Origin of the sequence: Marinobacter sp. MMG032 (assembly GCF_040112695.1) — a bacterium.
In the GTDB taxonomy this organism is placed as follows: domain Bacteria; phylum Pseudomonadota; class Gammaproteobacteria; order Pseudomonadales; family Oleiphilaceae; genus Marinobacter; species Marinobacter salsuginis.
Window position 1 is genome coordinate 4,155,570 of the sequence record NZ_CP157802.1, and the last position, 20,187, is coordinate 4,175,756.

Annotated in this window: 21 protein-coding genes and 3 tRNA genes; 18 read left to right on the forward strand and 6 right to left on the reverse strand. The window is 56.6% G+C overall.

Translation table 11 applies throughout. The features are described from left to right. Position 1: 1 nt before the first annotated feature. The 9 genes from tolQ to nadA all read left to right on the forward strand — a co-directional run bounded on the left by tolQ (position 2) and on the right by nadA (position 6,533). Entirely contained in the window at positions 2 to 691 is a 690-nt protein-coding gene (tolQ, locus tag ABNF92_RS19100; RefSeq protein ID WP_209397040.1) for a protein TolQ, read from the forward strand. Positions 692 to 737: 46 nt separating this feature from the next. Further along, complete coding sequence (gene tolR, locus ABNF92_RS19105; protein ID WP_069183423.1) at positions 738 to 1,184, forward strand: protein TolR; 447 nt, start codon at positions 738 to 740, stop codon at positions 1,182 to 1,184. Positions 1,185 to 1,263: 79 nt separating this feature from the next. Beyond that, the gene (gene tolA, locus ABNF92_RS19110; protein WP_349344115.1) at positions 1,264 to 2,247 is read left to right on the forward strand and encodes a cell envelope integrity protein TolA; all 984 of its coding nucleotides are present in this window, start codon (positions 1,264 to 1,266) and stop codon (positions 2,245 to 2,247) included. A gap of 49 nt (positions 2,248 to 2,296) precedes the next feature. Next, a complete protein-coding gene (gene tolB / locus ABNF92_RS19115) occupies positions 2,297 to 3,580 on the forward strand; it encodes a Tol-Pal system beta propeller repeat protein TolB (RefSeq protein ID WP_349344116.1) in 1,284 nt (427 codons plus the stop codon). Positions 3,581 to 3,647: 67 nt separating this feature from the next. Continuing rightward, entirely contained in the window at positions 3,648 to 4,220 is a 573-nt protein-coding gene (gene pal / locus ABNF92_RS19120; RefSeq protein ID WP_069183424.1) for a peptidoglycan-associated lipoprotein Pal, read from the forward strand. 16 nt (positions 4,221 to 4,236) lie between these two features. Then, on the forward strand, positions 4,237 to 4,977 hold the full coding sequence (ybgF, locus tag ABNF92_RS19125) for a tol-pal system protein YbgF (protein ID WP_349343020.1): 741 nt from the start codon (positions 4,237 to 4,239) through the stop codon (positions 4,975 to 4,977). A gap of 85 nt (positions 4,978 to 5,062) precedes the next feature. Then, positions 5,063 to 5,138 (forward strand) — tRNA-Lys (locus ABNF92_RS19130). Between the two features lie 67 nt (positions 5,139 to 5,205). Beyond that, positions 5,206 to 5,281, forward strand: a tRNA-Lys gene (locus tag ABNF92_RS19135). A 190-nt stretch (positions 5,282 to 5,471) separates the two neighbouring features. Beyond that, on the forward strand, positions 5,472 to 6,533 hold the full coding sequence (gene nadA / locus ABNF92_RS19140; protein WP_153633519.1) for a quinolinate synthase NadA: 1,062 nt from the start codon (positions 5,472 to 5,474) through the stop codon (positions 6,531 to 6,533). Here the strand turns inward: nadA and ABNF92_RS19145 are convergent, their stop codons facing one another. Further along, the gene (locus ABNF92_RS19145) at positions 6,534 to 8,006 is read right to left on the reverse strand and encodes a M48 family metalloprotease (RefSeq protein WP_349343021.1); all 1,473 of its coding nucleotides are present in this window, start codon (positions 8,004 to 8,006) and stop codon (positions 6,534 to 6,536) included. 165 nt (positions 8,007 to 8,171) lie between these two features. On the opposite strand from ABNF92_RS19145, the gene ABNF92_RS19150 reads away from it, so the two are divergent. Beyond that, complete coding sequence (locus ABNF92_RS19150; protein ID WP_069183428.1) at positions 8,172 to 8,399, forward strand: sulfurtransferase TusA family protein; 228 nt, start codon at positions 8,172 to 8,174, stop codon at positions 8,397 to 8,399. A gap of 16 nt (positions 8,400 to 8,415) precedes the next feature. Beyond that, entirely contained in the window at positions 8,416 to 9,495 is a 1,080-nt protein-coding gene (locus tag ABNF92_RS19155; protein WP_069183429.1) for an AI-2E family transporter, read from the forward strand. Positions 9,496 to 9,502: 7 nt separating this feature from the next. Here the strand turns inward: ABNF92_RS19155 and ABNF92_RS19160 are convergent, their stop codons facing one another. Further along, positions 9,503 to 9,970, reverse strand: coding sequence for a peroxiredoxin (locus tag ABNF92_RS19160; protein ID WP_069183430.1), 468 nt, complete (start codon positions 9,968 to 9,970; stop codon positions 9,503 to 9,505). Between the two features lie 74 nt (positions 9,971 to 10,044). On the opposite strand from ABNF92_RS19160, the gene dapA reads away from it, so the two are divergent. The 7 genes from dapA (at position 10,045) to ABNF92_RS19195 (ending at position 16,542) form a co-directional block, all read left to right on the forward strand. Continuing rightward, positions 10,045 to 10,923 (forward strand): 4-hydroxy-tetrahydrodipicolinate synthase, encoded by an 879-nt coding sequence (dapA, locus tag ABNF92_RS19165; protein ID WP_136631902.1) that lies wholly within the window; start codon positions 10,045 to 10,047, stop codon positions 10,921 to 10,923. 35 nt (positions 10,924 to 10,958) lie between these two features. Then, entirely contained in the window at positions 10,959 to 12,056 is a 1,098-nt protein-coding gene (gene bamC / locus ABNF92_RS19170; RefSeq protein ID WP_349343022.1) for an outer membrane protein assembly factor BamC, read from the forward strand. Between the two features lie 45 nt (positions 12,057 to 12,101). Beyond that, on the forward strand, positions 12,102 to 12,815 hold the full coding sequence (gene purC / locus ABNF92_RS19175) for a phosphoribosylaminoimidazolesuccinocarboxamide synthase (RefSeq protein ID WP_349343023.1): 714 nt from the start codon (positions 12,102 to 12,104) through the stop codon (positions 12,813 to 12,815). 30 nt (positions 12,816 to 12,845) lie between these two features. Further along, on the forward strand, positions 12,846 to 13,574 hold the full coding sequence (locus ABNF92_RS19180) for a TIGR04219 family outer membrane beta-barrel protein (RefSeq protein WP_349343024.1): 729 nt from the start codon (positions 12,846 to 12,848) through the stop codon (positions 13,572 to 13,574). Positions 13,575 to 13,602: 28 nt separating this feature from the next. Beyond that, complete coding sequence (locus ABNF92_RS19185) at positions 13,603 to 14,610, forward strand: NAD-dependent epimerase (RefSeq protein ID WP_349343025.1); 1,008 nt, start codon at positions 13,603 to 13,605, stop codon at positions 14,608 to 14,610. 61 nt (positions 14,611 to 14,671) lie between these two features. Further along, on the forward strand, positions 14,672 to 15,208 hold the full coding sequence (locus ABNF92_RS19190; protein WP_349343026.1) for a lipocalin family protein: 537 nt from the start codon (positions 14,672 to 14,674) through the stop codon (positions 15,206 to 15,208). 56 nt (positions 15,209 to 15,264) lie between these two features. Beyond that, positions 15,265 to 16,542, forward strand: a complete 1,278-nt coding sequence (locus ABNF92_RS19195) for a GspE/PulE family protein (protein WP_349343027.1) — start codon at positions 15,265 to 15,267, stop codon at positions 16,540 to 16,542. 88 nt (positions 16,543 to 16,630) lie between these two features. Here the strand turns inward: ABNF92_RS19195 and ABNF92_RS19200 are convergent. The 4 genes from ABNF92_RS19200 to ABNF92_RS19215 all read right to left on the reverse strand — a co-directional run bounded on the left by ABNF92_RS19200 (position 16,631) and on the right by ABNF92_RS19215 (position 20,122). Continuing rightward, positions 16,631 to 16,707: transfer RNA gene (locus ABNF92_RS19200), tRNA-Val, on the reverse strand. A gap of 55 nt (positions 16,708 to 16,762) precedes the next feature. Then, positions 16,763 to 17,713, reverse strand: coding sequence for an EamA family transporter (locus ABNF92_RS19205; protein ID WP_349343028.1), 951 nt, complete (start codon positions 17,711 to 17,713; stop codon positions 16,763 to 16,765). A 146-nt stretch (positions 17,714 to 17,859) separates the two neighbouring features. Beyond that, on the reverse strand, positions 17,860 to 18,948 hold the full coding sequence (locus tag ABNF92_RS19210) for a hypothetical protein (RefSeq protein WP_349343029.1): 1,089 nt from the start codon (positions 18,946 to 18,948) through the stop codon (positions 17,860 to 17,862). Between the two features lie 103 nt (positions 18,949 to 19,051). Beyond that, the gene (locus ABNF92_RS19215) at positions 19,052 to 20,122 is read right to left on the reverse strand and encodes a hypothetical protein (protein ID WP_349343030.1); all 1,071 of its coding nucleotides are present in this window, start codon (positions 20,120 to 20,122) and stop codon (positions 19,052 to 19,054) included. Between the last annotated feature and the right edge of the window lie 65 nt (positions 20,123 to 20,187).

Sequence of the window (20,187 nt, forward strand, 5' to 3'; positions counted from 1 at the left end):
AGTGGATTCAGAACTTTCAGTCTGGTACCTCATTGCGAATGCCGGTGTCTTGGTACAGCTGGTCATGCTTTTGCTGGCCCTGGCGTCGATCATGTCCTGGGCACTCATATTCCAGCGCTTGCAGGTATTCCGCAAGGCCAAACGGGCGCAACTGGCGTTTGAAGAGCGTTTCTGGTCCGGTATGGATCTGGGGCAGCTTTATCGGGAGGTGAATGCCGACCCGACGCCGTTTTCCGGCATGGAATCCCTGTTCAGGGCCGGTTTCAAGGAGTTTTCCCGGTTGCGTCAGCAGAGCCGGGACGCCGATGCGGTTATGGAGGGCACCCAGCGGGCGATGCGTGTAGCGTTCTCGCGGGAGCACGAGCGGCTTGAGACAAGCCTGCCGTTTCTGGCTACGGTGGGCTCCACCAGCCCGTACGTCGGTCTGTTTGGTACTGTTTGGGGCATCATGAATTCTTTCCGTGGCCTTGCTCAGGTTCAGCAGGCAACGCTGGCCACGGTAGCGCCCGGTATTTCCGAGGCCCTGATTGCGACTGCCATGGGCCTGTTTGCCGCAATACCGGCGGTTATCGCCTACAACCGTTTCTCGGCAATGTCCGATGCCCTGTTGAAAAACTATGAAACCTTCGCCGATGAATTTTCCAGCATTCTTCATCGTCGGGTGCACCAGAGCGAAAAGGGCGCCGCATGATGGCACGGAAATCCATGGGCGTAGATCAGCTTAGGAGCGCTGCTTTATGAAAGGCATGGGAATGATGCCGGAAAACAAGCGCAAACCAATGTCGGAGATCAACGTGGTTCCGTACATTGACGTAATGCTGGTGCTGTTGATTATTTTCATGGTCACCGCCCCGATGCTGACCCAGGGGGTCAAGGTCGATCTGCCCCAGACAACCTCGGACCCGATCCAGGCAGATAAGGATGTTGAGTCCATCATTGTTTCCGTGGATGCAAACGGTGCCTATTACGTCGAAATCGGTGATGAGGGCAGCGACCCCATGACACTGGGGGATTTACGGGAACAGATCTCCAAGATTCTTTCGCAGCGTGCTTCAAGTGAGATTCTGGTTCGCGGTGATGAAAACGTTCCCTATGGCACCGTTGTCAGATTGATGGCGGAATTACAGGGTGCCGGGGCGAGCAGTATCGGCCTGATCACCGAATCACCTCGGGACGACAACTGACAGTGGTGCGGGCAGGAGTGTTGTGAGAGATCACGAGCGGGACGTAACCACAACCGGCATGGCACCGTGGAAATCACCGGTGGCGCTCTCGGTCACGCTGCATGCGTTGATTCTGGGTATTGCGCTGGCGGGTTGGTCGTGGACCAGTACCGACCACGAGCCGCCACCCCGAAGCATATCGGCACGTTTGATTACCCAACAGGAGCCGGAGCCCAGCCCGGTTGTTGAACCAGACGATCAACAGAAGCGCGACGAGGAGCGTCGGGCCGAGGAACAGCGACGTCGGGAAGAGGCTGAGCGGCAGAGGCAAGAGGAAGAAGCCCGTCGTATCGCCGAGCAGAAGCGCCAGGAAGAGCAGAAGCGACTGCAGCAGCAGAAGGAGCAGGAACGCCAGGAAGCCGAGGCGAGGGAACGGGAAGCCCGGAAAGCGCGTGAAGAGGAAGCGGCGCGGAAAAAGGCAGAGGCGGAAGCCAAGGAACGGGCGCGACAGAAAGCCGAGGAAGAGAAGCGTCGTCAGGAAGAGGCCCAGCGAAAAGCGGAAGAAGAGAAGCGGCGGCTGGAAGAGCAACGGAAACGCGAAGAGGCTGAGCGCAAGCGCCAGGAAGAACTGGCACGCCAGGAAGCCGAGCGCAAACGTCTTGAGGCGGAGCGCAAGCTTCGCGAACAGCAGTTGGAGGCCCAGGCGCAGGCGGCCCAAAGAGCTCGGGAAGAAGAGGCACGTCGCCAGCAGGAGGCGGCTGCCGCCAAAGCCCGGGAAGCTCAGATGCTTTCGGAGAGTGAAAAATATCAGGCTCTAATCAGAGAACAGTTAAGCAATGCCTGGTATCCGCCATCTTCTGCCACAGAGGACATGACTGCGCGAATTCAGATCAGGTTGCTGCCTACAGGGGAGCTTGCGCGAGCGGAGTTGGTTGGTAGCAGTGGAAACAGGGCATTTGATAACTCGGCACTGCAGGCTGTCCGTGCTTTGCAACGGTATCCAATCCCTAATGATCGGGATACCTTTGATCGATATTTCCGACAGTTTACGATTGAGTTCAATCCACGCCGGATGAATAGATAACGATATGGATAACACCATGACACATCGGATTTGGCACAAACCGTCCAGAATGCTACTCGCGGCCTTCGCCCTGATCTTTGTCGCGGTTTCAGGAGCCCGTGCCGAGCTGTTGATCCGGATTACCGAGGGTGCGGATTCCGCCATTCCCGTGGCAGTGGTGCCCTTCGCCGAGTCCGGACAGATGCCCGCTGGAGACAAGGTTGGCAGCATCGTCCAGGCCGATCTGACCATGACGGGCGAGTTCCGTACTCTGCCTCCAGAAAAGATGCTGAGCCTGCCGTCCCGGCGGGAAGAAGTGTATTTCCGGGATTGGCGTCTGCTCGGTCAGCGCTATGTACTGGTCGGCTCGCTCACCCGAAGCGGCGACCGTGTGGAGGCGCGGTATGAACTGTTCGATGTGAACCGCGAGGAGCGGATTCTCGGGGAGACGGCGGCGGCGCCTGCGTCCAATACTCGTTCTCTGGCCCATTACATCGCCGACAAAGTGTATGAGGCGATCACCGGTGTACCCGGTGCCTTTTCCACAAAGCTTGCTTACGTGACGCTGGATACCGCTAACGGCAAGCCCCGGTACCGGCTGCAGGTGAGCGATGTTGATGGAAAACGTGCCCGGATACGCCTTGAAAGCCAGGAGCCCATTCTGTCCCCCGCCTGGTCCCCGGACGGTAAAAAATTGGCTTATGTCTCTTTTGAAACCGGAAAGCCGGTAATCTTCGTGCATGAACTTGCAACCGGCCAGCGCACCAAGGTGGCTGATTTTCCGGGCCTGAATTCGGCCCCAGCCTGGTCCGAGGAGGGCAGGTCGCTGCTGATGACCCTTTCGAAGGACGGTAACGCCGAAATCTACCGGATGAATCTCGATAGCCGGCAACTGACCAAATTGACCAACCATTGGGCCATTGATACCGAACCGAGCTACGACGCCAGCGGCAAGGGTGTTTTCTTCACCTCGGACCGCTCAGGCGGGCCCCAGATTTACCATATGGAAACACCGGGAGCAGAGCCTCGTCGTATCACCTTCGGTAGCCGCTACAATGCCCGGCCCAGGCCCGATAACGAAGGCAAATACGTCTATTACGTGCACCAGCGGGATCGGGCGTTTCACATTGCCCGTACCGAACTGAAAACCGGGGAGGAAACGATCCTCACCCGTACGGAATCTGATGAGTCGCCCAGCAGCGTTGCACCCAACGGAAGGATGCTGATCTATGCCACGCGGCAGAATGGAAGCAATGTGCTCACGGTTATATCTGCAGATGGCGGGGCAGCCTACAGCCTGCCGGCATCCGAAGGCGATGTCCGTGAGCCGGCCTGGGGACCTTTAGTTCGCTGATCGCCGGGCTTTATCGGCGTTGGCAATTTTCAAACTGATCACATGACCTAACTGAAAGGAAGAAACTATGAATTTCTCGGCTCAATCAAAAGCATTTGCACTGTTGTTGTCCGTTGGCCTGGTAGCTGGCTGTAGCTCCACCGGTGGCACCTCTGAGGAAGGCGGTGAGTATGGTTCCGATGTCGCTGCTGTTGATCAGGAAGGTGGTTCCACGGTTTATGGTGGTGATGACCAGGGTGGTGTTTCCTCTTCAGCCATGACCGAGGAAGAGCGCATGGCCGCCCGTGAACAGGCGGAGCAGCAGGCGCTTCGCGAAATAACCGTGTTTTACTTTGATTTCGACACTGCTGAAATCAAACAAGAAGCCCGTGACGTGCTGGTAGCCCATGCCCGCTTCCTCGCCAATAACCCGGGTCAGAATGTGCGTATCGAGGGTCACGCCGATGAGCGCGGCACCAAGGAATACAACCTGGCTCTGGGCGAGCGTCGTGCCAACGCGGTACAGCGCTTCCTGATCGTCAATGGCGCTTCACGTGGCCAGCTCGAAACCGTAAGCTATGGTGAAGAGAAGCCGGCAGTGATGGGTTCCAGCGAGAGCGCGTGGGCCCAGAACCGTCGTGTGGAACTCGTATTTGAGTAATCACACAGGAAGGACCATGAGAAAATTCCTCATGGCGACAGTGGTTCTCCCGCTTGCCATTGGGCAGGCGGGGGTTGCTCTGGCGCAATCAGCTCAGGACGCTCAGCGAAACGCCAATAACAGTCAGGCGACGGCTGAGCTCTTCTACATGATCCAGCAGCTTCAGGGCGAAGTCAGGCGGCTTCAGGGTGAAGTGGAGGAGCAGAGACACCAGATCGAACGCCTGCAGCAGCAGGGGCGAGATCGTTACATTGATCTGGACCAGCGTATTCTGGACCTGTCGGAAAAGATTGCATCGCAGCCGGCGCCGGAAGCCAGCACCAGTCCTGGTTCGACAGCGTCTGCTCCGGAGGCCAGAAATTATCGTCAGCCGAGCGCTGAGGAGCGAAAGGCCTACGAACAGATTCAGGACCTGATCCGAAACCAGAAGAAATACGATGAGGCCATCAGCCGGATATACGAGTTTATCGATGAGTATCCGGAGGGCGATCTCACGGTAAACGCCTATTACTGGCTGGGTGAGGTATATCTGGTCAAGCCTCAACTCGAGCAGGCAAAACAGGCGTTCACCATTGTTGCCACCCGTTTCGCTGATCACCGCAAGGCACCGGATGCCGTATACAAGCTGGGCGTGACTCACGATCGTCTGGGGGAAAAAGAGCAGGCACGGCGCAGCATGCAAACTGTGATCGAGGATTACCCGTCCAGTAGCGCTGCAGACCTGGCCCGGAAGTTTCTGGAGTCCCAGAACAGCTGATTGCCGAGTGTGGCAAAAATGTTGAGAAACCTGAGAAAAAGGGGTTGATCAACGGCCAAAAATCATTACTATATGCGCCTCGTTTGGGTCGTTAGCTCAGTTGGTAGAGCAGTTGGCTTTTAACCAATTGGTCGAAGGTTCGAATCCTTCACGACCCACCAAATACGAAATACCGGGTGGGCTGAGTCATTCGGTATGGATTGGAGCTCAGGCTTCAGTCGCAGTTCAGGGTCGTTAGCTCAGTTGGTAGAGCAGTTGGCTTTTAACCAATTGGTCGAAGGTTCGAATCCTTCACGACCCACCACATAACAGAAACCTGCGGGTTTTTGTGAAAAAAGAGCCTCCGGGCTCTTTTTTTTTGCGTATACGTTCCTACCTAGGTAAACAGGTGACAGAAAACGAAATCACAACTTTGTGATAGCCCTGTTTCAGAAATATTAAGGCCGGGTTCGAATGCTATAATGCCCCGGTTAACGCAACACAGAGACGCAGTAATGACATACGCCGAAGACCGTATCCTCGTTCAAGAACACTTGGCCCATGCCGCCGAGCCGAAGCCGCTCAGCGAGGACGAAAAGTCCGAACTGGAAGCTCGTATCAAGTCGGCCCTGCGGGAGCAGGATGCGGTGCTCGTAGCCCATTACTACACCGATCCCGATATCCAGCGTCTTGCCGAGGAAACCGGTGGCTGTGTTGCGGATTCCCTCGAAATGGCCCGGTTTGGCAATCAGCACCCAGCTTCGACCATCGTGGTTGCCGGCGTACGTTTCATGGGTGAGACAGCGAAAATACTGAACCCCGAGAAGCGTGTTCTGATGCCAACCCTTGAGGCTACCTGCTCGCTGGACGTGGGTTGTCCTGCCGATGAATTCGCCGAGTTTTGCGATCAGCACCCGGACCGTACGGTTGTGGTCTACGCCAACACATCGGCGGCGGTGAAGGCGAGGGCAGACTGGGTAGTTACTTCAAGCTGTGCCCAGGCAATTGTTGAAGACCTCGATACCCGCGGCGAGAAAATTCTCTGGGCGCCGGACAAGCATCTGGGGCACTATGTTCAGAAAACCACGGGCGCTGATATGCTGCTCTGGGATGGTTCCTGCATCGTCCATGAAGAGTTCAAGTATCGCGGGCTTGAGGATCTTAAGGCCCTGTATCCCGATGCAGCGGTGCTGGTCCACCCGGAATCCCCGGATGCCGTCGTTGAGATGGCGGATGTCGTAGGATCAACCTCGCAGCTGATTCACGCAGTGCAGACGTTACCCAATGAAAAGTTCATTGTTGCCACAGACAACGGCATCTTCTACAAGATGCAGCAGCTTGCTCCGAACAAAACGCTGATTGAAGCGCCTACCGCAGGCAATGGCGCTACCTGTCGAAGCTGCGCCCATTGCCCCTGGATGGCCATGAATGGCCTGCAGAATCTGCTGCACGTACTGGAGCAGGGTGATCAGGAAGTGCTTGTTGACCCTGGCTTGCGGGAAAAAGCGCTGCAGCCGCTTCAGCGTATGCTGGATTTTACCGCCAACATGAATCTCAAGGCGGCTGGTAACGCCTGATCAGCTGTTGGCCCGGGCGTGCAGGCGGCTGGTGATTTCGGCCAGCCGCTCAGTCACAACCTGTCGCTGAGGTGCCCCTGCTGGCAACTTCTCCTGTGCCTGCCGGAGCTGACGCTGGGCAGACTCCAGATCACCCATCAAGACATCGTACTCCGCCCGTGCGCGATGCACTCCGACGATGTTTCTTGCCATACCCTCGGCCTCGGCCAGTTTAAGCCACAGATGTTCCTGCGCCGGGAATTGGCGAGTCAGCTGTTTGAGGTACTCAGCCGCTGCGGCACCATTGCTGTCAGCTATTTCGGTGCGTGCCAGGGTATGGGTGATCGGGTAGTTACCCGGATTTCTTGCCAGCGCGTCTTTCAGTAGAGCCCGCGCATCGTCCAAACGATTCTGCGCCAGCCTTACTTCTGCCAGAGTCACCTGGAAGGTGATCCGGCCGGGATTCCTGGCCAGAAGGTCTTCCAGTATATACACCGCCTTGTCGTACTGCCTGTTCTCAAGATAGGCCACGGACAAGCCGTACCGGATAGCGTCATTCCTCTGAACATCCGTTCTATCCAGGTAGGCTTCGAAGGTTTCCACCGCGACATCGGCCGAGGGTGCGTAGTGCACCTGGAGTCGACTGCGCATCAGGTGATATTCCTGGCCATCACGGATCTTTTCGTCCGGATACTGTTCGGCTCGGCTGCGGGTGTCGGCCACACGGCTCTGGGTCAACGGGTGCGTAGACAGATATTCAGGTAGGCGATTTCCCTGCATCCGGTTCTGCCGCATCATGATTTCGAACATTTCCGGCATGCCGCGGGGATCCATGCCGGCACTGGCCAGAATGTCGAGGCCGACCCGGTCGGCTTCCTGCTCATGGGCCCGGCTATAAGCCAGCATGTTCTGGGCCGCCAGAGCCTGGGTTCCTGCAATGGCCGCAAAACCGATATCCGACTGGGTGACCGCCGACAACACAATGCCGGCAATCATGCCTGCCAGTGTGAGCGGCGCACTGGTTTCCTGCTGTTCCATGCGCCGGGCAAAGTGCCGCTGGCTAAGATGGGCGAGCTCGTGCGCCAGTACCGAGGCAAACTGTTGCTCGGTAGCGGCATTCAGGAACAAACCCCCGTTGACCCCAACAATGCCGCCGGGCACGGCGAAGGCGTTGATTGCCGGGCTGTCTATCAGCGCCAGGGTCAGGTCCCGATTCTGCAGGGGCGCCGAGGGAACCAGGCGATAGGTGATAGCGCTGAGGTAGTCATAAACCAGGGGGTCGCTTATCCGGGGTGCTGATCGGCGGATAGACACCATGACCTGCTGGCCGATATCCGATTCCTGCTGGCCTGCAATCAGGCCTCCGCCACTGCCACCTATGCTAGGTAGTCTGCTTTCCTGGGCATGGCCCGGTAATGCAGCAAACAACAGTGCCAGAAAGGCGGTTACCGCCAGTCCCGCTAGCGTTCGGGGTCGGGGTTGATTAACAATCATGTAGTGCCGGGTGCCTGTGGTCTGAGTCGCCGGTTTGACAGCGGTTTACGATAAAAAGTTCTGATCCCCTGCTTGAAGAGGATTGTGATGCAATACATTATCACTGTCGGCATAATGCCCGCTTGTTAAATCCGCTTATAATTTTCGCGAGAGTGTATCGCTAGTATGGTTGATCGAACGCTTGACGCCTCCGGGTTGCGCTGCCCGATGCCTTTGCTGAAAACAAAACTGGAGCTTAACAGCATGGCGCCCGGTGAAGAACTCGAGGTGATCGCAACAGACGCGGGTTCCGCACGGGATATTCCGGCCTTTCTGCAACTGTCTGATCACAAGCTAATGAGCAGTTCCGAAACCGCCGGGCAGTACCGGTTTGTGATAAAGTGCGGCGGTTAAGAATTCGGAGCTGTAAATGATCAGGACATTACGCGGTCTCGCGCACAAATACTTCTCGGATGAAGAAGCGGTCATCCTGTTCTTGATTCTGGTGACAGGAACCGTCTTTGTTATCTGGTTCGGTGCCATGCTTGCGCCGGCCATTGCCTCGCTCATTGTCGCCTTTATTCTGCAGGGCCTGGTTACCAAGCTCAACAAGCTCGGCGTGCCTGAGACGGTTTCGATCATTGGCGTGTTCCTGGTTTTCCTCGGCGTACTGGTCGGCTTCCTGTTTGGCCTGCTTCCGCTGATCTGGACGCAGCTGAGTAACCTGGCAGGTGAAGCACCGCGTATCATCCGGGAGCTCCAATCCTATCTTGAGCTGCTGCCGGAACAATATCCCCACCTGATCTCTGGAGAGGCTGTCAGCACCGTCTACAGCCAGGTGAGTACCGAAGTGGGGCACATGACCCAATGGCTGGTGTCGTTCTCGCTGTCCAGCATTCCGGACCTTGTGGCGTTACTGATTTACATGGTGCTGGTACCGATTCTGGTGTTCTTCTTCTTGAAGGACAGGGCAGTGCTGCTGAATTCCATTGCCCGGCTTTTGCCACCCCAGCGTCCGATGATGCTGCAGATTTGGCACGAGGTGAACCTCCAGTGTGCCAATTACGTGCGCGGCAAGGCGGTTGAGATCCTGATCGTGGGGGGCGCCACCTACATTGCCTTCAAGTTACTGGGCATGCCCTACGCTGCGTTGCTTTCCCTGCTGGTGGGGCTGAGCGTTGTTATTCCCTACATTGGTGCCGCTGTTGTCACCATCCCTGTTGCGGTGATTGCACTGTTTGCCTTCGGCTGGGGCAGCCAATTTATCTGGGTGATGGTGGTGTACGGTGTTATTCAGGCGCTGGATGGTAACGTCCTGGTTCCGATTCTCTTCTCGGAAGTTAACAATCTGCACCCGGTCGCCATTATCGTTGCAGTATTGTTCTTCGGAGGCATCTGGGGCTTGTGGGGTGTTTTCTTTGCTATTCCGCTGGCAACCATGCTCAAGGCCGTATTTGCCGCCTGGCCGGTGAAGGAGTCTGCGCCCCTGGCCGAAACCAGCGACACCTGACAGGCGCTTAAAGCGCCTGTACGGCCTCCAGAACCTCGTCCGCGTGGCCTTTGACCTTCACGCCACGCCATTCCGCTCTCAACACGCCGTCCTTATCAATCAGGAAGGTGCTGCGGTCGACGCCCATGTACTCCTTGCCGTAGAGCTTTTTCAGCTTGATCACGTTAAAGAGGTTGCAGAGGGCTTCGTCCTTGTCTGAAATCAGGTGGAAGGGAAACTCATGCTTGGCCCGGAAGTTCTCGTGGGCTTTCAGGCCGTCCCTGGATACTCCAAGAATAACCGTGTCCAGCTCTTCGAACTGTTTCATCCGATCCCGGAAGTCCTGGCCCTCGGTGGTGCAGCCAGGGGTGTTGTCCTTCGGATAGAAGTAAATCACCACATTCTGACCCTTCAGATTGTCCAGCCTTATGGTCTGATCTCCGGTAGCCGGCGCTTCAAAATCCGGAACGGGTTTGTTTAACTCAACGGATGGCATGACATCTCCTTTAATTCCCTTGTGTCAGTTCGTGCCCAACATTACCATATCGGTTTTATTCGGACGGAGCTTTTATGATTACGGGTAGCCTTGTCGCACTGGTCACGCCCATGCATCCAAACGGTGATATTCACTGGGAGGATCTGGACAAGCTGGTAGACTTTCATATTGAAAACGGCACGCACGGCATTGTGGCTGTGGGCACCACTGGCGAATCCGCAACGCTCGACCCGGAAGAGCATTGCCAGACCATTGGCCACATCATCAAACGCGTTAATGGTCGCATCCCGGTTATTGCGGGCACGGGCGGTAACAGTACCCGTGAGGCCATTGAACTGACGGCCGAAGCCCATAAGCTTGGCGCCGATGCCTGTCTGCTCGTTGTTCCCTACTACAACAAGCCGACCCAGGAAGGCCTGTACCAGCATTTCAAAGCCATCGCCGAAGCCGTCCCCGGCATGAACCAGATGCTGTACAACGTGCCCGGCCGGACTGCCTGCGACATGCTGAACGAGACCGTGCTGCGGCTTGCTGATATCCCGAACATCGTGGGTATCAAGGACGCCACGGGCAATATTCCCCGCGGTGCTGAACTGATCGAAGCCTTGAATGGCCGTCTTGCGGTTTACTCCGGTGATGACGCCACCGCGGCTGAGTTGATGCTCGCGGGTGCCAAAGGCAACGTCTCTGTGACTGCCAACGTAGCTCCGAAAGCCATGGCCCAGCTCTGCGAAGCGGCCGTAGCAGGAAACCGCGAAGAGACCGAGCGTCTGAACGAACTGCTCATGCCGCTCAACCGGAAGCTGTTCCTTGAGGCGAACCCGATTCCGGTTAAATGGGCGCTTCACCGAATGGGAATGATCGGGGAGGGCATCCGCCTGCCGCTGACACCGCTCAGCGAAAAGTTCCATAGCGAAGTGGAAGATGCCCTCAAGGCCTCAGGTGTACTCTGAGTTTGCTTAAATCATCCCAGCCCCGGAGTAACCTGATGCAGGTTCTAAAAGGAACCGGTAGTAACCTGATGTTGAAACCCGCTGTTATGGTATCCGGGCTGCTGCTTCTCGCAGCAGCTTCAGGATGCAGCTTTGTTGAAGATCGTTCCGAGCGCTACGTAAATGCGACGGAAGGGAAGCCGCTGGAACTGCCTCCAACCGCCGACGATTCCCGTTTCAGCCAGACCATGCCAATCCGTGATGTCCAGCCGGCCGATGCCAGCAAGATGTACCCGTCCGATATACCGCGTCCGCCGGACATGACCTCGGACATCCTGGATGAAAACTATGTGATTGAAGAGCTCGATGGCCGGCTTTGGCTATTGGTGAACGATGTGCCCGGACGAATCTGGCCCGCGGTGAACAGCTACCTGTCGGAGCGTGGCCTGGGCGTTGGTTTTGACAGCCCCCAGCTCGGCCTCCTGCAGACTGAGCTTGCCAACTTCAGCAAGCGCGCCAGGGAACTGGTGGAGCTTTCCGATAATCCGTCTGCTGGCGAACAGAAAGTCGTCCTCCAGCTGCGTATGGCTCCCGGCGTTCGTCGTAAGACCACCGAAGTGCAGGTGCGCAAACTGGAAGTGGCGGATCAGCCAGACGAACTGATCCCCTGGAGCGGTGTGTCCGACCCTTCGGAGCAGGCGTTGGAGCTTCAGCGACGCCTGTTGTCAGACCTGGGAGATTTTCTCAGGGCCCGGGAGGAAACCAAGTCCTTTTCCCGAGCAGCATCCGGCATGGTTAGCGATCCGCTTGTTCGCCTGATCTCGGAAAACGATGAGGCGGTCTCGATCCGCATGGAGCTTGATTATGGTCGTTCCTGGGCTGAAGTAAGCCGGGCGCTGACAGACTCGGGCATTCCTGTTGTTGATCTGAACCGCAGTGAGGGTTGGTTCCATGTCGATTTCCGGACCGAAGACGAGCGGGATCCGGGTTGGTTCAGCTGGTTCAGTGATAAAGAGGCGCCGCAGCATACCCACACTGTAAACCTCAGCCAGCAGAGCGACGCCATTGTCATCTCTGCCGACGAGGTTCCGGACTACACTGGCAGCCGCACGACGGCGGATCTGCTCGCGCAACTATTCGATTACCTATACTGATTCAGGAAGAGGCCGCTCAGGGCGGCCGCTTTTCGGAGACCCCCAATGGAAAAACGCGAAGAACTCTACGCCGGCAAGGCTAAATCCGTCTACCGTACCGACGACCCCGAGCGGTTCGTGCTGGTGTTCCGTGACGACACATCCGCCTTCGACGGCGAGAAAAAGGAACAGCTTAATCGCAAGGGCATGGTGAACAACAAGTTCAATGCGTTCATTATGGAAAAACTCGAGGCGGCGGGCGTACCGACCCATTTCGAGGGACTCTTGTCGTCGACCGAATCGCTCGTGAAGAAACTGGACATGATCCCGGTTGAATGCGTGGTTCGCAACGTCTCCGCTGGCAGTCTCTGCCGTCGGCTTGGCGTCGAAGAAGGGCAGGAACTGAATCCGCCCACCTACGAACTGTTTTTGAAGAACGACGCGCTCCACGACCCCATGGTCAACGAATCCCTGGCCGTCAGTTTTGGTTGGGCGTCAGCCGACGAACTGGAGCAGATGAAAGCACTTACCTACCGGGTAAATGACGTGCTCAAGGCCCTGTTCAATGATGCTGGTATGCTGCTCGTGGACTATAAACTTGAGTTCGGGCGCAGCGAAGGGAAGATCGTGTTGGGCGATGAATTCAGCCCGGACGGTTGCCGGATCTGGGACAAGGAAACCCGCAAGAAAATGGATAAGGATCGCTTCAGGCAAGGTCTGGGCGAGGTTATTGAAACCTATGAGGAAGTCGGTCGCCGTTTGGGAATCCAGTTCGACTGATAGAAACAAACAACAGATAGAAGGTGTGTCATGCGTAAACTGATGCTTGCTGTAGGTGGTTCACTGATCCTGGTGGCGCCTCTGTCACAGGCAGATGTGGTTGGTCTGGGTGCCAGTGTGAGTTACTGGGATTCTGATCTTTCCGGGAAGGCTGCCACCAACAATGACGTTGTGGACGTTGAGAACGATCTGAATCTCGACAGCGACTCGAACGCCAATGCTTCGTTGTATCTGGAGCATCCCGTGCCGCTATTGCCTAATGTTCGACTCAATTACACGTTGGTTGAACAGAGTGGCCGTGGCGATGTTGGTCTCGCCGGCTTCGACGGCGTCTCGGGCGAGGTGCAGTCCGATCTGGATCTGGAACAGCTGGATCTGACCCTTTATTACGAAGTTCTGGATAACTGGGTAAATCTCGATCTTGGTCTGACCGCTCGCGATTTTTCCGGCGATCTGATCGTGCAGCAAGCGAATGGGTTGGCATCAAGCGAGACCAGCGTCGACGCAGTTATCCCGATGGGCTATCTGGCAGCACGATTTGATCTGCCGCTGACTGGCCTGTCCGTGGGAGCCGAGGGAAACTTCATCAGCTTCGACGGCGATTCGCTGCACGATTTCAACGCCTACGGTCAGTACGAGATCTCATTGATCCAGTTCCGAGCGGGCTATCGTCAGATGTCCATTGATTACGAGGACGACAGCGACCGCCTGAATGTTGAGATTGGCGGGCCGTTCGTGAGCGCAGGCGTATCCTTCTGAGTCCGGCATTCATTTCAGGGAGAGACACGTGAAGATTCTTGTTACCGGCACGGCCGGCTTTATCGGTTCACACCTGGCTCATCGCCTGCTTGACCGGGGCGATGAAGTTATTGGGGTTGATAACGTCAACGACTACTACGATGTGAACCTGAAGGAAGCGCGGCTGAAACGCCTGACCGACAAAGCTGGTTTTACCGAAGTCCGTCAGGATGTGGCTGACCGCGCCGCCATGGAAGCCCTTTTCGCCGAGCACAAGCCTGAGCGGGTAGTGCACCTGGCGGCCCAGGCGGGTGTGCGATATTCCATTGAGAATCCTCACGCTTACGTTGATGCCAACCTTGTTGGCTTCATGAATATCCTTGAGGGTTGCCGGCACAACAAGGTGAAACACCTCGTATATGCATCCAGCAGCTCGGTGTATGGTGCCAACGAGACCATGCCTTTCTCGATTCACGACAACGTGGATCACCCTCTGAGCCTCTATGCCGCCTCCAAGAAGGCGAATGAGCTCATGGCCCACACATACAGCCACCTGTATAACCTGCCCACCACAGGCCTCAGATTCTTCACGGTCTATGGTCCCTGGGGCCGGCCGGATATGGCGTTGTTTATCTTCACCAAGAAGATCCTCGCCGGAGAACCCATCGACGTCTTTAACCATGGCCATCACCGCCGGGATTTCACCTACATCGACGACATCGTTGAAGGCGTGATCCGGACCCTGGATCACGTTGCCGAACCGAACGATCAGTGGAGTGGTTCAACCCCCGATCCAGGTACCAGTAAGGCCCCTTATCGCTTGTACAACATCGGCAGTAACAACCCGGTGGAGCTTTCTCGGTTTATCGAGATTATCGAGGAGCGGGTTGGCAAGAAAGCCGAGAAAAACCTGCTGCCACTGCAGCCCGGGGACGTACCCGCCACCTACGCCAATGTCGATGATCTGATCGAAGACGTCGGCTATAAACCGGCCACGCCCGTAGAGGAAGGCATTGCCAGGTTTGTAGACTGGTATCGGGACTTCTACAAAGTATGAAACAAGGGCCAGCAACTGCTGGCCCTTGTCGTTTCTGATATTCGAAAACGGAGCGTTCGAGATGATAGCCGTTGTCAAAAGATGGTCCTTGCTAGTCGGGCTTATTGCTGTCGCTGGCTGTACCGGTCTTCCCGAGGACATTGAGCCGGTCACCGGTTTCGAGAGTGACCGCTACCTGGGTACCTGGTACGAAATTGCCCGCCTGGACCATTCCTTTGAGCGCGGTCTCACCAATGTTCGCGCGGAATACAGCCGTAACGAAGATGGCAGCATAAAAGTCATTAACCGTGGCTATAACGCGGAGGAAGGGAAATGGGAAGAAGCCGATGGCCGTGCGGTGTTTGTCGAGGATGAAAACACTGGGCACCTGAAGGTATCCTTCTTCGGGCCCTTTTATGCAACTTACGTTGTGTTTGAGCTTGATAAAGAAGCGTATTCCCATGCCTACGTGACCGGGCACAACAGGGGCTATCTCTGGTTCCTCTCACGTACGCCGGAAGTCAGCGAAAAGGCGATAGAGTCATTCAAGGATCGGGCCAGGGCAGAGGGCTTCGATCTGGAAGAGTTGATTTTCGTTGACCAGTCACGCTCTCAATAAGGGCCTGTAAACCCGTTTGCTACACTCAGGGAACAAATCCTCCCAAGGAGCCCTCCATGAGTGAAAAAAGCAGTGCCCACCGTCGATTTGAGCGTCACCTCAGAGACCACCTCCTGGTCGAGTTCTGCCAATTGATAGCGGATGATGACGAGGCTCCGGAAACACTGGAAGCCGATGCGCTTCTCTCGGACGCTGTCTCAGCGAGGGCAACGGACCTTCATCTCGATCCCTTTCCAGATCACTACAGGGTGAGGCTGCGTATCGACGGTATCATCGTTGACGCGGTAGAAGTGTCATACGATCAGGGGCGTCGCCTGGTCAACCAGTTCAAGGCTATGGCCAGCCTCGATCCTATTCCCTCCGTCCGCTGTAATGAGGGAAGCTTTGTCTACACCCTCGATGAAATCGATCTTGATCTCAGGGTCACGTCCATCCCTTGTGTGTCGGGGGACAAGCTGGCAATCAGGGTACTGACGCCGCCAGCTTCAGTCCAGAATATCCAGGAACTTGGCATACCGTCCGAGGGTATTGGATGGATCCAGCGTTGGATGGATGCAACAGGAGGCATGTTCCTGGTGTCTGGTCCAACCGGAAGCGGCAAGACCACAACGCTCTATGCCCTGTTGCATGAACTCAAACTAAGCGACAGTCATGTAGTGACGTTGGAAGACCCCGTTGAATACGAAGTTCCGGGCATTAATCAGGTGCAGGTTGATAGCTCCCACGAACTCGACTTTACCCGTGGCACCCAGGCAATGCTTCGCCTCGACCCGGACTATGTCTTGATAGGTGAGATTCGCGACGTTCCCTCAGCCCAAGCCGCCATTAGCGTTGCAACCAGCGGCCGATCCATGATGGCCACGCTGCACAGTCGTGATGCCGTTGGCACTGTCACTTCACTGCGGAACCTCGGGCTCGACGACTACGAGATTGCGGCCAACCTCGGCATCGTGGCTTCACAGAGACTTGTTCGCAGGCTTTGCAAGGAATGCCGCACCAAGGGTCAGCCTGACGAAATAACCAAGCAATGGCTTTTGGATGCGGGCCGTGAGGTACCCGAAGCCACCTGGCTGCCCACAGGGTGCCCCAGCTGTAACAACCTTGGTTACAAGGGGCGGATGGGCATATTCGACGTCTGGCAACTGACAGAGGAAGATTATGCAAGGATTCTCAAGCACGAAGATGAGCATAGCCTGCGTCAAGCCCTGAATGATCGGGGCCAACAGATGATGCTGGATGATGGAATGGCGAAGGTCGAGAGCGGTGAAACAACATTCAGGGAGCTTTTGAGAACGGGGGTGATGTTCTCAGGGTTGAGGAGTGCAACCGAATAGCTGGTGTTTCTGGCGCCGAATTTTGTTTCAGGCACAAAAAAAGCCAGTTCTTACAGCAGATGTAAGTAGCTGACTTTCTTCGCAGGATTGGTAGGACCACCCAGATTCGAACTGGGGACCTCTACCATGTCAAGGTAGCGCTCTAACCAACTGAGCTATGGTCCTGTGTCCTGCAACGGGGACGAAATATACTGATTCAGCCGATGCCGGTCAACCTCTTTTATGCGGTTTTCCGATTCCGTAGTTTCTCTTTGATCAGTTTGCTCAAAACTGCCCAGCGGTTGACGATCAATGCGGCGAAGATCAGGCCACAGCCGGCCAGTTGAATGCTGGTCATGGTCTCGCCAAACCAACCTGCCGCGAAAAGGGCAACCCACACTGGTTCCAGCACCAGAATCACGACGCCATGGCTGTTTGCCGACAGGCTCTGGGCCAGTGTCTGAAGCAGGAAGCGGCCGGCCGTTCCAATCACGGCACTGGCCACCACCCACCATACCAGCATTGGTGAGAGGTTATTCAGGGTAGGCCGCCAGGGTTCCATAATCATGGATTCGATCAGCGTCAGCATACCTACGGTGAGCAGGGCAATGGCTGTCAGGGGCAGGGCTGGCACTCGATGTTTCTCTACAGTCTTGCCCTGCCGGTTGATAACCGTTCTCTGATTGGCCGCCCGGGTATTGAGATTGAAATACAGAGCGAAGATCGTCGCGGCTATAACAAAGAAGATCTGGCCCGCTTCGGGGCGAAATCCGTTTTCGAGGGATAGAAATGCAAGCCCGGCAACGGCAATAGGAATGGCCAGCCAGGTACTCGGAGGCTGGGCCTCCTTGAACACCAAACGGGCGATGATGGGAACAATGACAACCCCCAGACTGGTCAGAAAAGCTCCTTCGCCCAGGCTGGTAATATGAACCAGTCCCATCACCCAGCAGGTCATGGCCGTGCCAAACACAAGGCCGACCCCCACGCTTCGTCGGAGTTGATCCAGGCTCAGCTTCATTAGCGCGCGCCGGGCGAAAAAAGCCAGGACCGTGCCAGCAATCAGAAATCTGGCGGCCATGAACATCAACGGGGGCATGAGCAGCACGGCTTCTTTGGAGAACATCCAGCTAATGGCTGCAAACAGGGTGACAACAACCAGAAGAAGATCGGATTTGTGGGTGTCAGACATCGGTTATGGCTTGCCGGCAATGAGTGAATCAAACGGGGAAAGCGAACCAATGTATAGTTTGCGAACTAAAAAGGAAAGATGGGTAGAATTACCGAGGCGGGATAAGGCTCTTCCCTGAGCCTTTGGTTTGATCTGTCCAGGAGCAGTCAGTTGTTCAGGGTGGTGTAAACCAGATTGGACATATCCGTCTGGTCCGAACCCGGCACTTCGATGTATCGGTCACCGGAACCCCACCACTGCCACCATGCACGCTTGTTATAGGTGCGGCTGGCGAAATCAACCTGCAGGCCGCCAAGGGTGGTGTTGTTGACCACCGGCACGGAGATGTTGCCTGTCTCGGAACCGAGCACACCGCTGTGGGTGACACCCTCGTTCATCAGTACCGGGTAGTGATTGAAGTACAGAGCACTTGGGCCATTCTGGCTGGTTACCTTCCCCGCGAGGCTGATACTTGAGGAGCAGGAATCAATTCCCGATGCGGAGGTTGCACCGCAGGCAGAATGGGTGGGGACCACGCCATCGTCGGTACCAGCAATGAACGGCTTGGTGATTCCGCCGTAGGACGATCCACCGGCCACAAAGCGCAACCTGGGGATCGAATTCGGGCTCACCGCCAGGTTGCGCGCTGCATTGGTCTGAAGGTCGTTTACCACGCCCAGTTTTCCTGGTTCCGGCTCAATGCCTGTGAACGCTTCGACCGCCGCCCTGAGGGGCCAATTGTACCAGCTGTCGTTGTAGGCAAGGCTCAAGGCCAGGTTGGCCAGTTCTGTGCCCCCGCCTGCGCCGGAGTAGTCGAGGGACGCCAGGATTTTCAGCGGTTGAAGGCCCTCAGACTGAAGCCAGCGAGCCTGGTTTTCCAGCAGATAGCGCGTAACCAGATCACCGGTGGAGTGGGAAACGACAATGCAGTAGTCATTGCACAGCCCTTGCTGACTGATCTGCCGCATCTGTTCATAGGCCTGCTGGGCAATGCCACCTTCAACGCGCCCGTCACTGCCCCAGTCGATGCGGGCCTCCGCACGGGAGAGCCAGAAGGTGCGCCAGTAGTCCTCACCGGCGCTCTTCACTTCCTGAAGGTTGGCGGGAGGGTTGGCCAGGTCTTCCTGTTGGAAGCCGTGCACCAGGATCACATTGTGCCCGGCCAGTTGGGCCTGGGCGGTTCCGGCAAAGAGGCTGCCGGTGATGGCGACCGCCAGGGCGGCCTTACAGGCACTTCCGATCTTTGTTGTTTTCATAGTTGCTCCGTCTTTGCTGAGTTATTGTTGTCACAAGACGTTTCTCCGCCACTCTGTGGCGGTACAGCCCGGCGTCAGCCGGCGCAAAGCTCACGCTCTGCCATCAGAACTTGTCGGCAAGCTGCCTGAGCAGCGCCGCCCGTTGTTCCGATTCGGGGTCCACCGCCGGGGTATCGGTCAGGCTCTCGAGGTCCGGCGGTGTGAATGAGTAGCCCTCGTCGGGGCCGAAAGCGTAGTTGGTTCTGTCACCTGGCCTGGCTGGGAGCTGGCGAATCTGCAGGTTCTTCAGCTGAAGTTGACCGTCCACGGTCTGGTTCGCCAACACCGTGCCGTGGGCCCTGAGGTTGATGGTGTCCGAAGTGCTGTCCAGCCGTTTCTCCACCTGCAGCTGGGCAACCGGACGCTGGCCGACGTAAAGCTGGGCCGAGAGCGCATAAAAGCCGGGATCTTCCGGAGAGAACCGAACGGGGATAATCAGGTTGTTGCCACTGACGCGGGCATCGCCCAGCCCCTCAAAGTCCCCCAGGTAGGGCTCGATGGTCAGCGTTGAGGCGTGGCGAACCGGTTTGCCGTCGAGCCGGGCTTCGACGATCAGGCGGTATTCCCCCGGTGACTCATTGGCGGACAGAACGCCCTCGAAGTAACCCGGCGAACCGGCTTGCTCCAGTGTGGTGCTGGCGACGGCATCACGGCTTTCGGGTCTCTCCAGGGTTGCGGAAAGAGAGCGGTCAACTACCTGAGGGCCTTGGATGGCCGCAGCAACAAGAATTTGTTCGCCTTCTGTAAACCGGTATTTTTCAAGCGTGACTGTGAATTGCCCGTTACCCTCCAGAGGCAGGCTGACCGGCTCGTAGTGATTGCCACGGTAGGCGCGGGCCTGTTCCGGGCTTAAAGGCACCGACCAGGCTGGATATCGTGTGGCTTCAGCGTACTGATCGGCAACACTGGCCAGCATAAAGCCAAGGGCGTTATCCGTTGGTGGCTCGGGTTGCTGCTCGGGATCGGGCGACGGCTGGACTGCTTCAATTGGGCTCTGAAAAGAATCGGTCCCGATGTCGCTGGCCGGATTCGTGGACCAACTGAATCGGGTGTGGTTGTCGGCGGAAAGCAGATACCCCGTGCCAACCACAGCGGCGGTTATGATTGTGAGAAGAACAATTACCTTACCGGGCATGCGGCAGGTCCCTTGATTATTGTTGTAGTTCTAAACATAACGGGATTTGCGCCGCAGCCCAAAAA

What these genes read in the sequence shown, in the direction of transcription:
- ABNF92_RS19155 (WP_069183429.1), top strand. Translation starts at nt 8,416, where the DNA reads ATGATCAGGACATTACGCGGTCTCGCGCACAAATACTTCTCGGATGAA.
- ABNF92_RS19145 (WP_349343021.1), bottom strand. Translation starts at nt 8,006, where the DNA reads ATGATTGTTAATCAACCCCGACCCCGAACGCTAGCGGGACTGGCGGTA.
- tolR (WP_069183423.1), top strand. Translation starts at nt 738, where the DNA reads ATGAAAGGCATGGGAATGATGCCGGAAAACAAGCGCAAACCAATGTCG.
- ABNF92_RS19195 (WP_349343027.1), top strand. Translation starts at nt 15,265, where the DNA reads ATGAGTGAAAAAAGCAGTGCCCACCGTCGATTTGAGCGTCACCTCAGA.
- ybgF (WP_349343020.1), top strand. Translation starts at nt 4,237, where the DNA reads ATGAGAAAATTCCTCATGGCGACAGTGGTTCTCCCGCTTGCCATTGGG.
- ABNF92_RS19210 (WP_349343029.1), bottom strand. Translation starts at nt 18,948, where the DNA reads ATGAAAACAACAAAGATCGGAAGTGCCTGTAAGGCCGCCCTGGCGGTC.
- bamC (WP_349343022.1), top strand. Translation starts at nt 10,959, where the DNA reads ATGCAGGTTCTAAAAGGAACCGGTAGTAACCTGATGTTGAAACCCGCT.
- tolB (WP_349344116.1), top strand. Translation starts at nt 2,297, where the DNA reads ATGCTACTCGCGGCCTTCGCCCTGATCTTTGTCGCGGTTTCAGGAGCC.
- dapA (WP_136631902.1), top strand. Translation starts at nt 10,045, where the DNA reads ATGATTACGGGTAGCCTTGTCGCACTGGTCACGCCCATGCATCCAAAC.
- ABNF92_RS19215 (WP_349343030.1), bottom strand. Translation starts at nt 20,122, where the DNA reads ATGCCCGGTAAGGTAATTGTTCTTCTCACAATCATAACCGCCGCTGTG.
- purC (WP_349343023.1), top strand. Translation starts at nt 12,102, where the DNA reads ATGGAAAAACGCGAAGAACTCTACGCCGGCAAGGCTAAATCCGTCTAC.
- pal (WP_069183424.1), top strand. Translation starts at nt 3,648, where the DNA reads ATGAATTTCTCGGCTCAATCAAAAGCATTTGCACTGTTGTTGTCCGTT.
- ABNF92_RS19190 (WP_349343026.1), top strand. Translation starts at nt 14,672, where the DNA reads ATGATAGCCGTTGTCAAAAGATGGTCCTTGCTAGTCGGGCTTATTGCT.
- ABNF92_RS19160 (WP_069183430.1), bottom strand. Translation starts at nt 9,970, where the DNA reads ATGCCATCCGTTGAGTTAAACAAACCCGTTCCGGATTTTGAAGCGCCG.
- ABNF92_RS19205 (WP_349343028.1), bottom strand. Translation starts at nt 17,713, where the DNA reads ATGTCTGACACCCACAAATCCGATCTTCTTCTGGTTGTTGTCACCCTG.
- ABNF92_RS19180 (WP_349343024.1), top strand. Translation starts at nt 12,846, where the DNA reads ATGCGTAAACTGATGCTTGCTGTAGGTGGTTCACTGATCCTGGTGGCG.
- nadA (WP_153633519.1), top strand. Translation starts at nt 5,472, where the DNA reads ATGACATACGCCGAAGACCGTATCCTCGTTCAAGAACACTTGGCCCAT.
- ABNF92_RS19150 (WP_069183428.1), top strand. Translation starts at nt 8,172, where the DNA reads ATGGTTGATCGAACGCTTGACGCCTCCGGGTTGCGCTGCCCGATGCCT.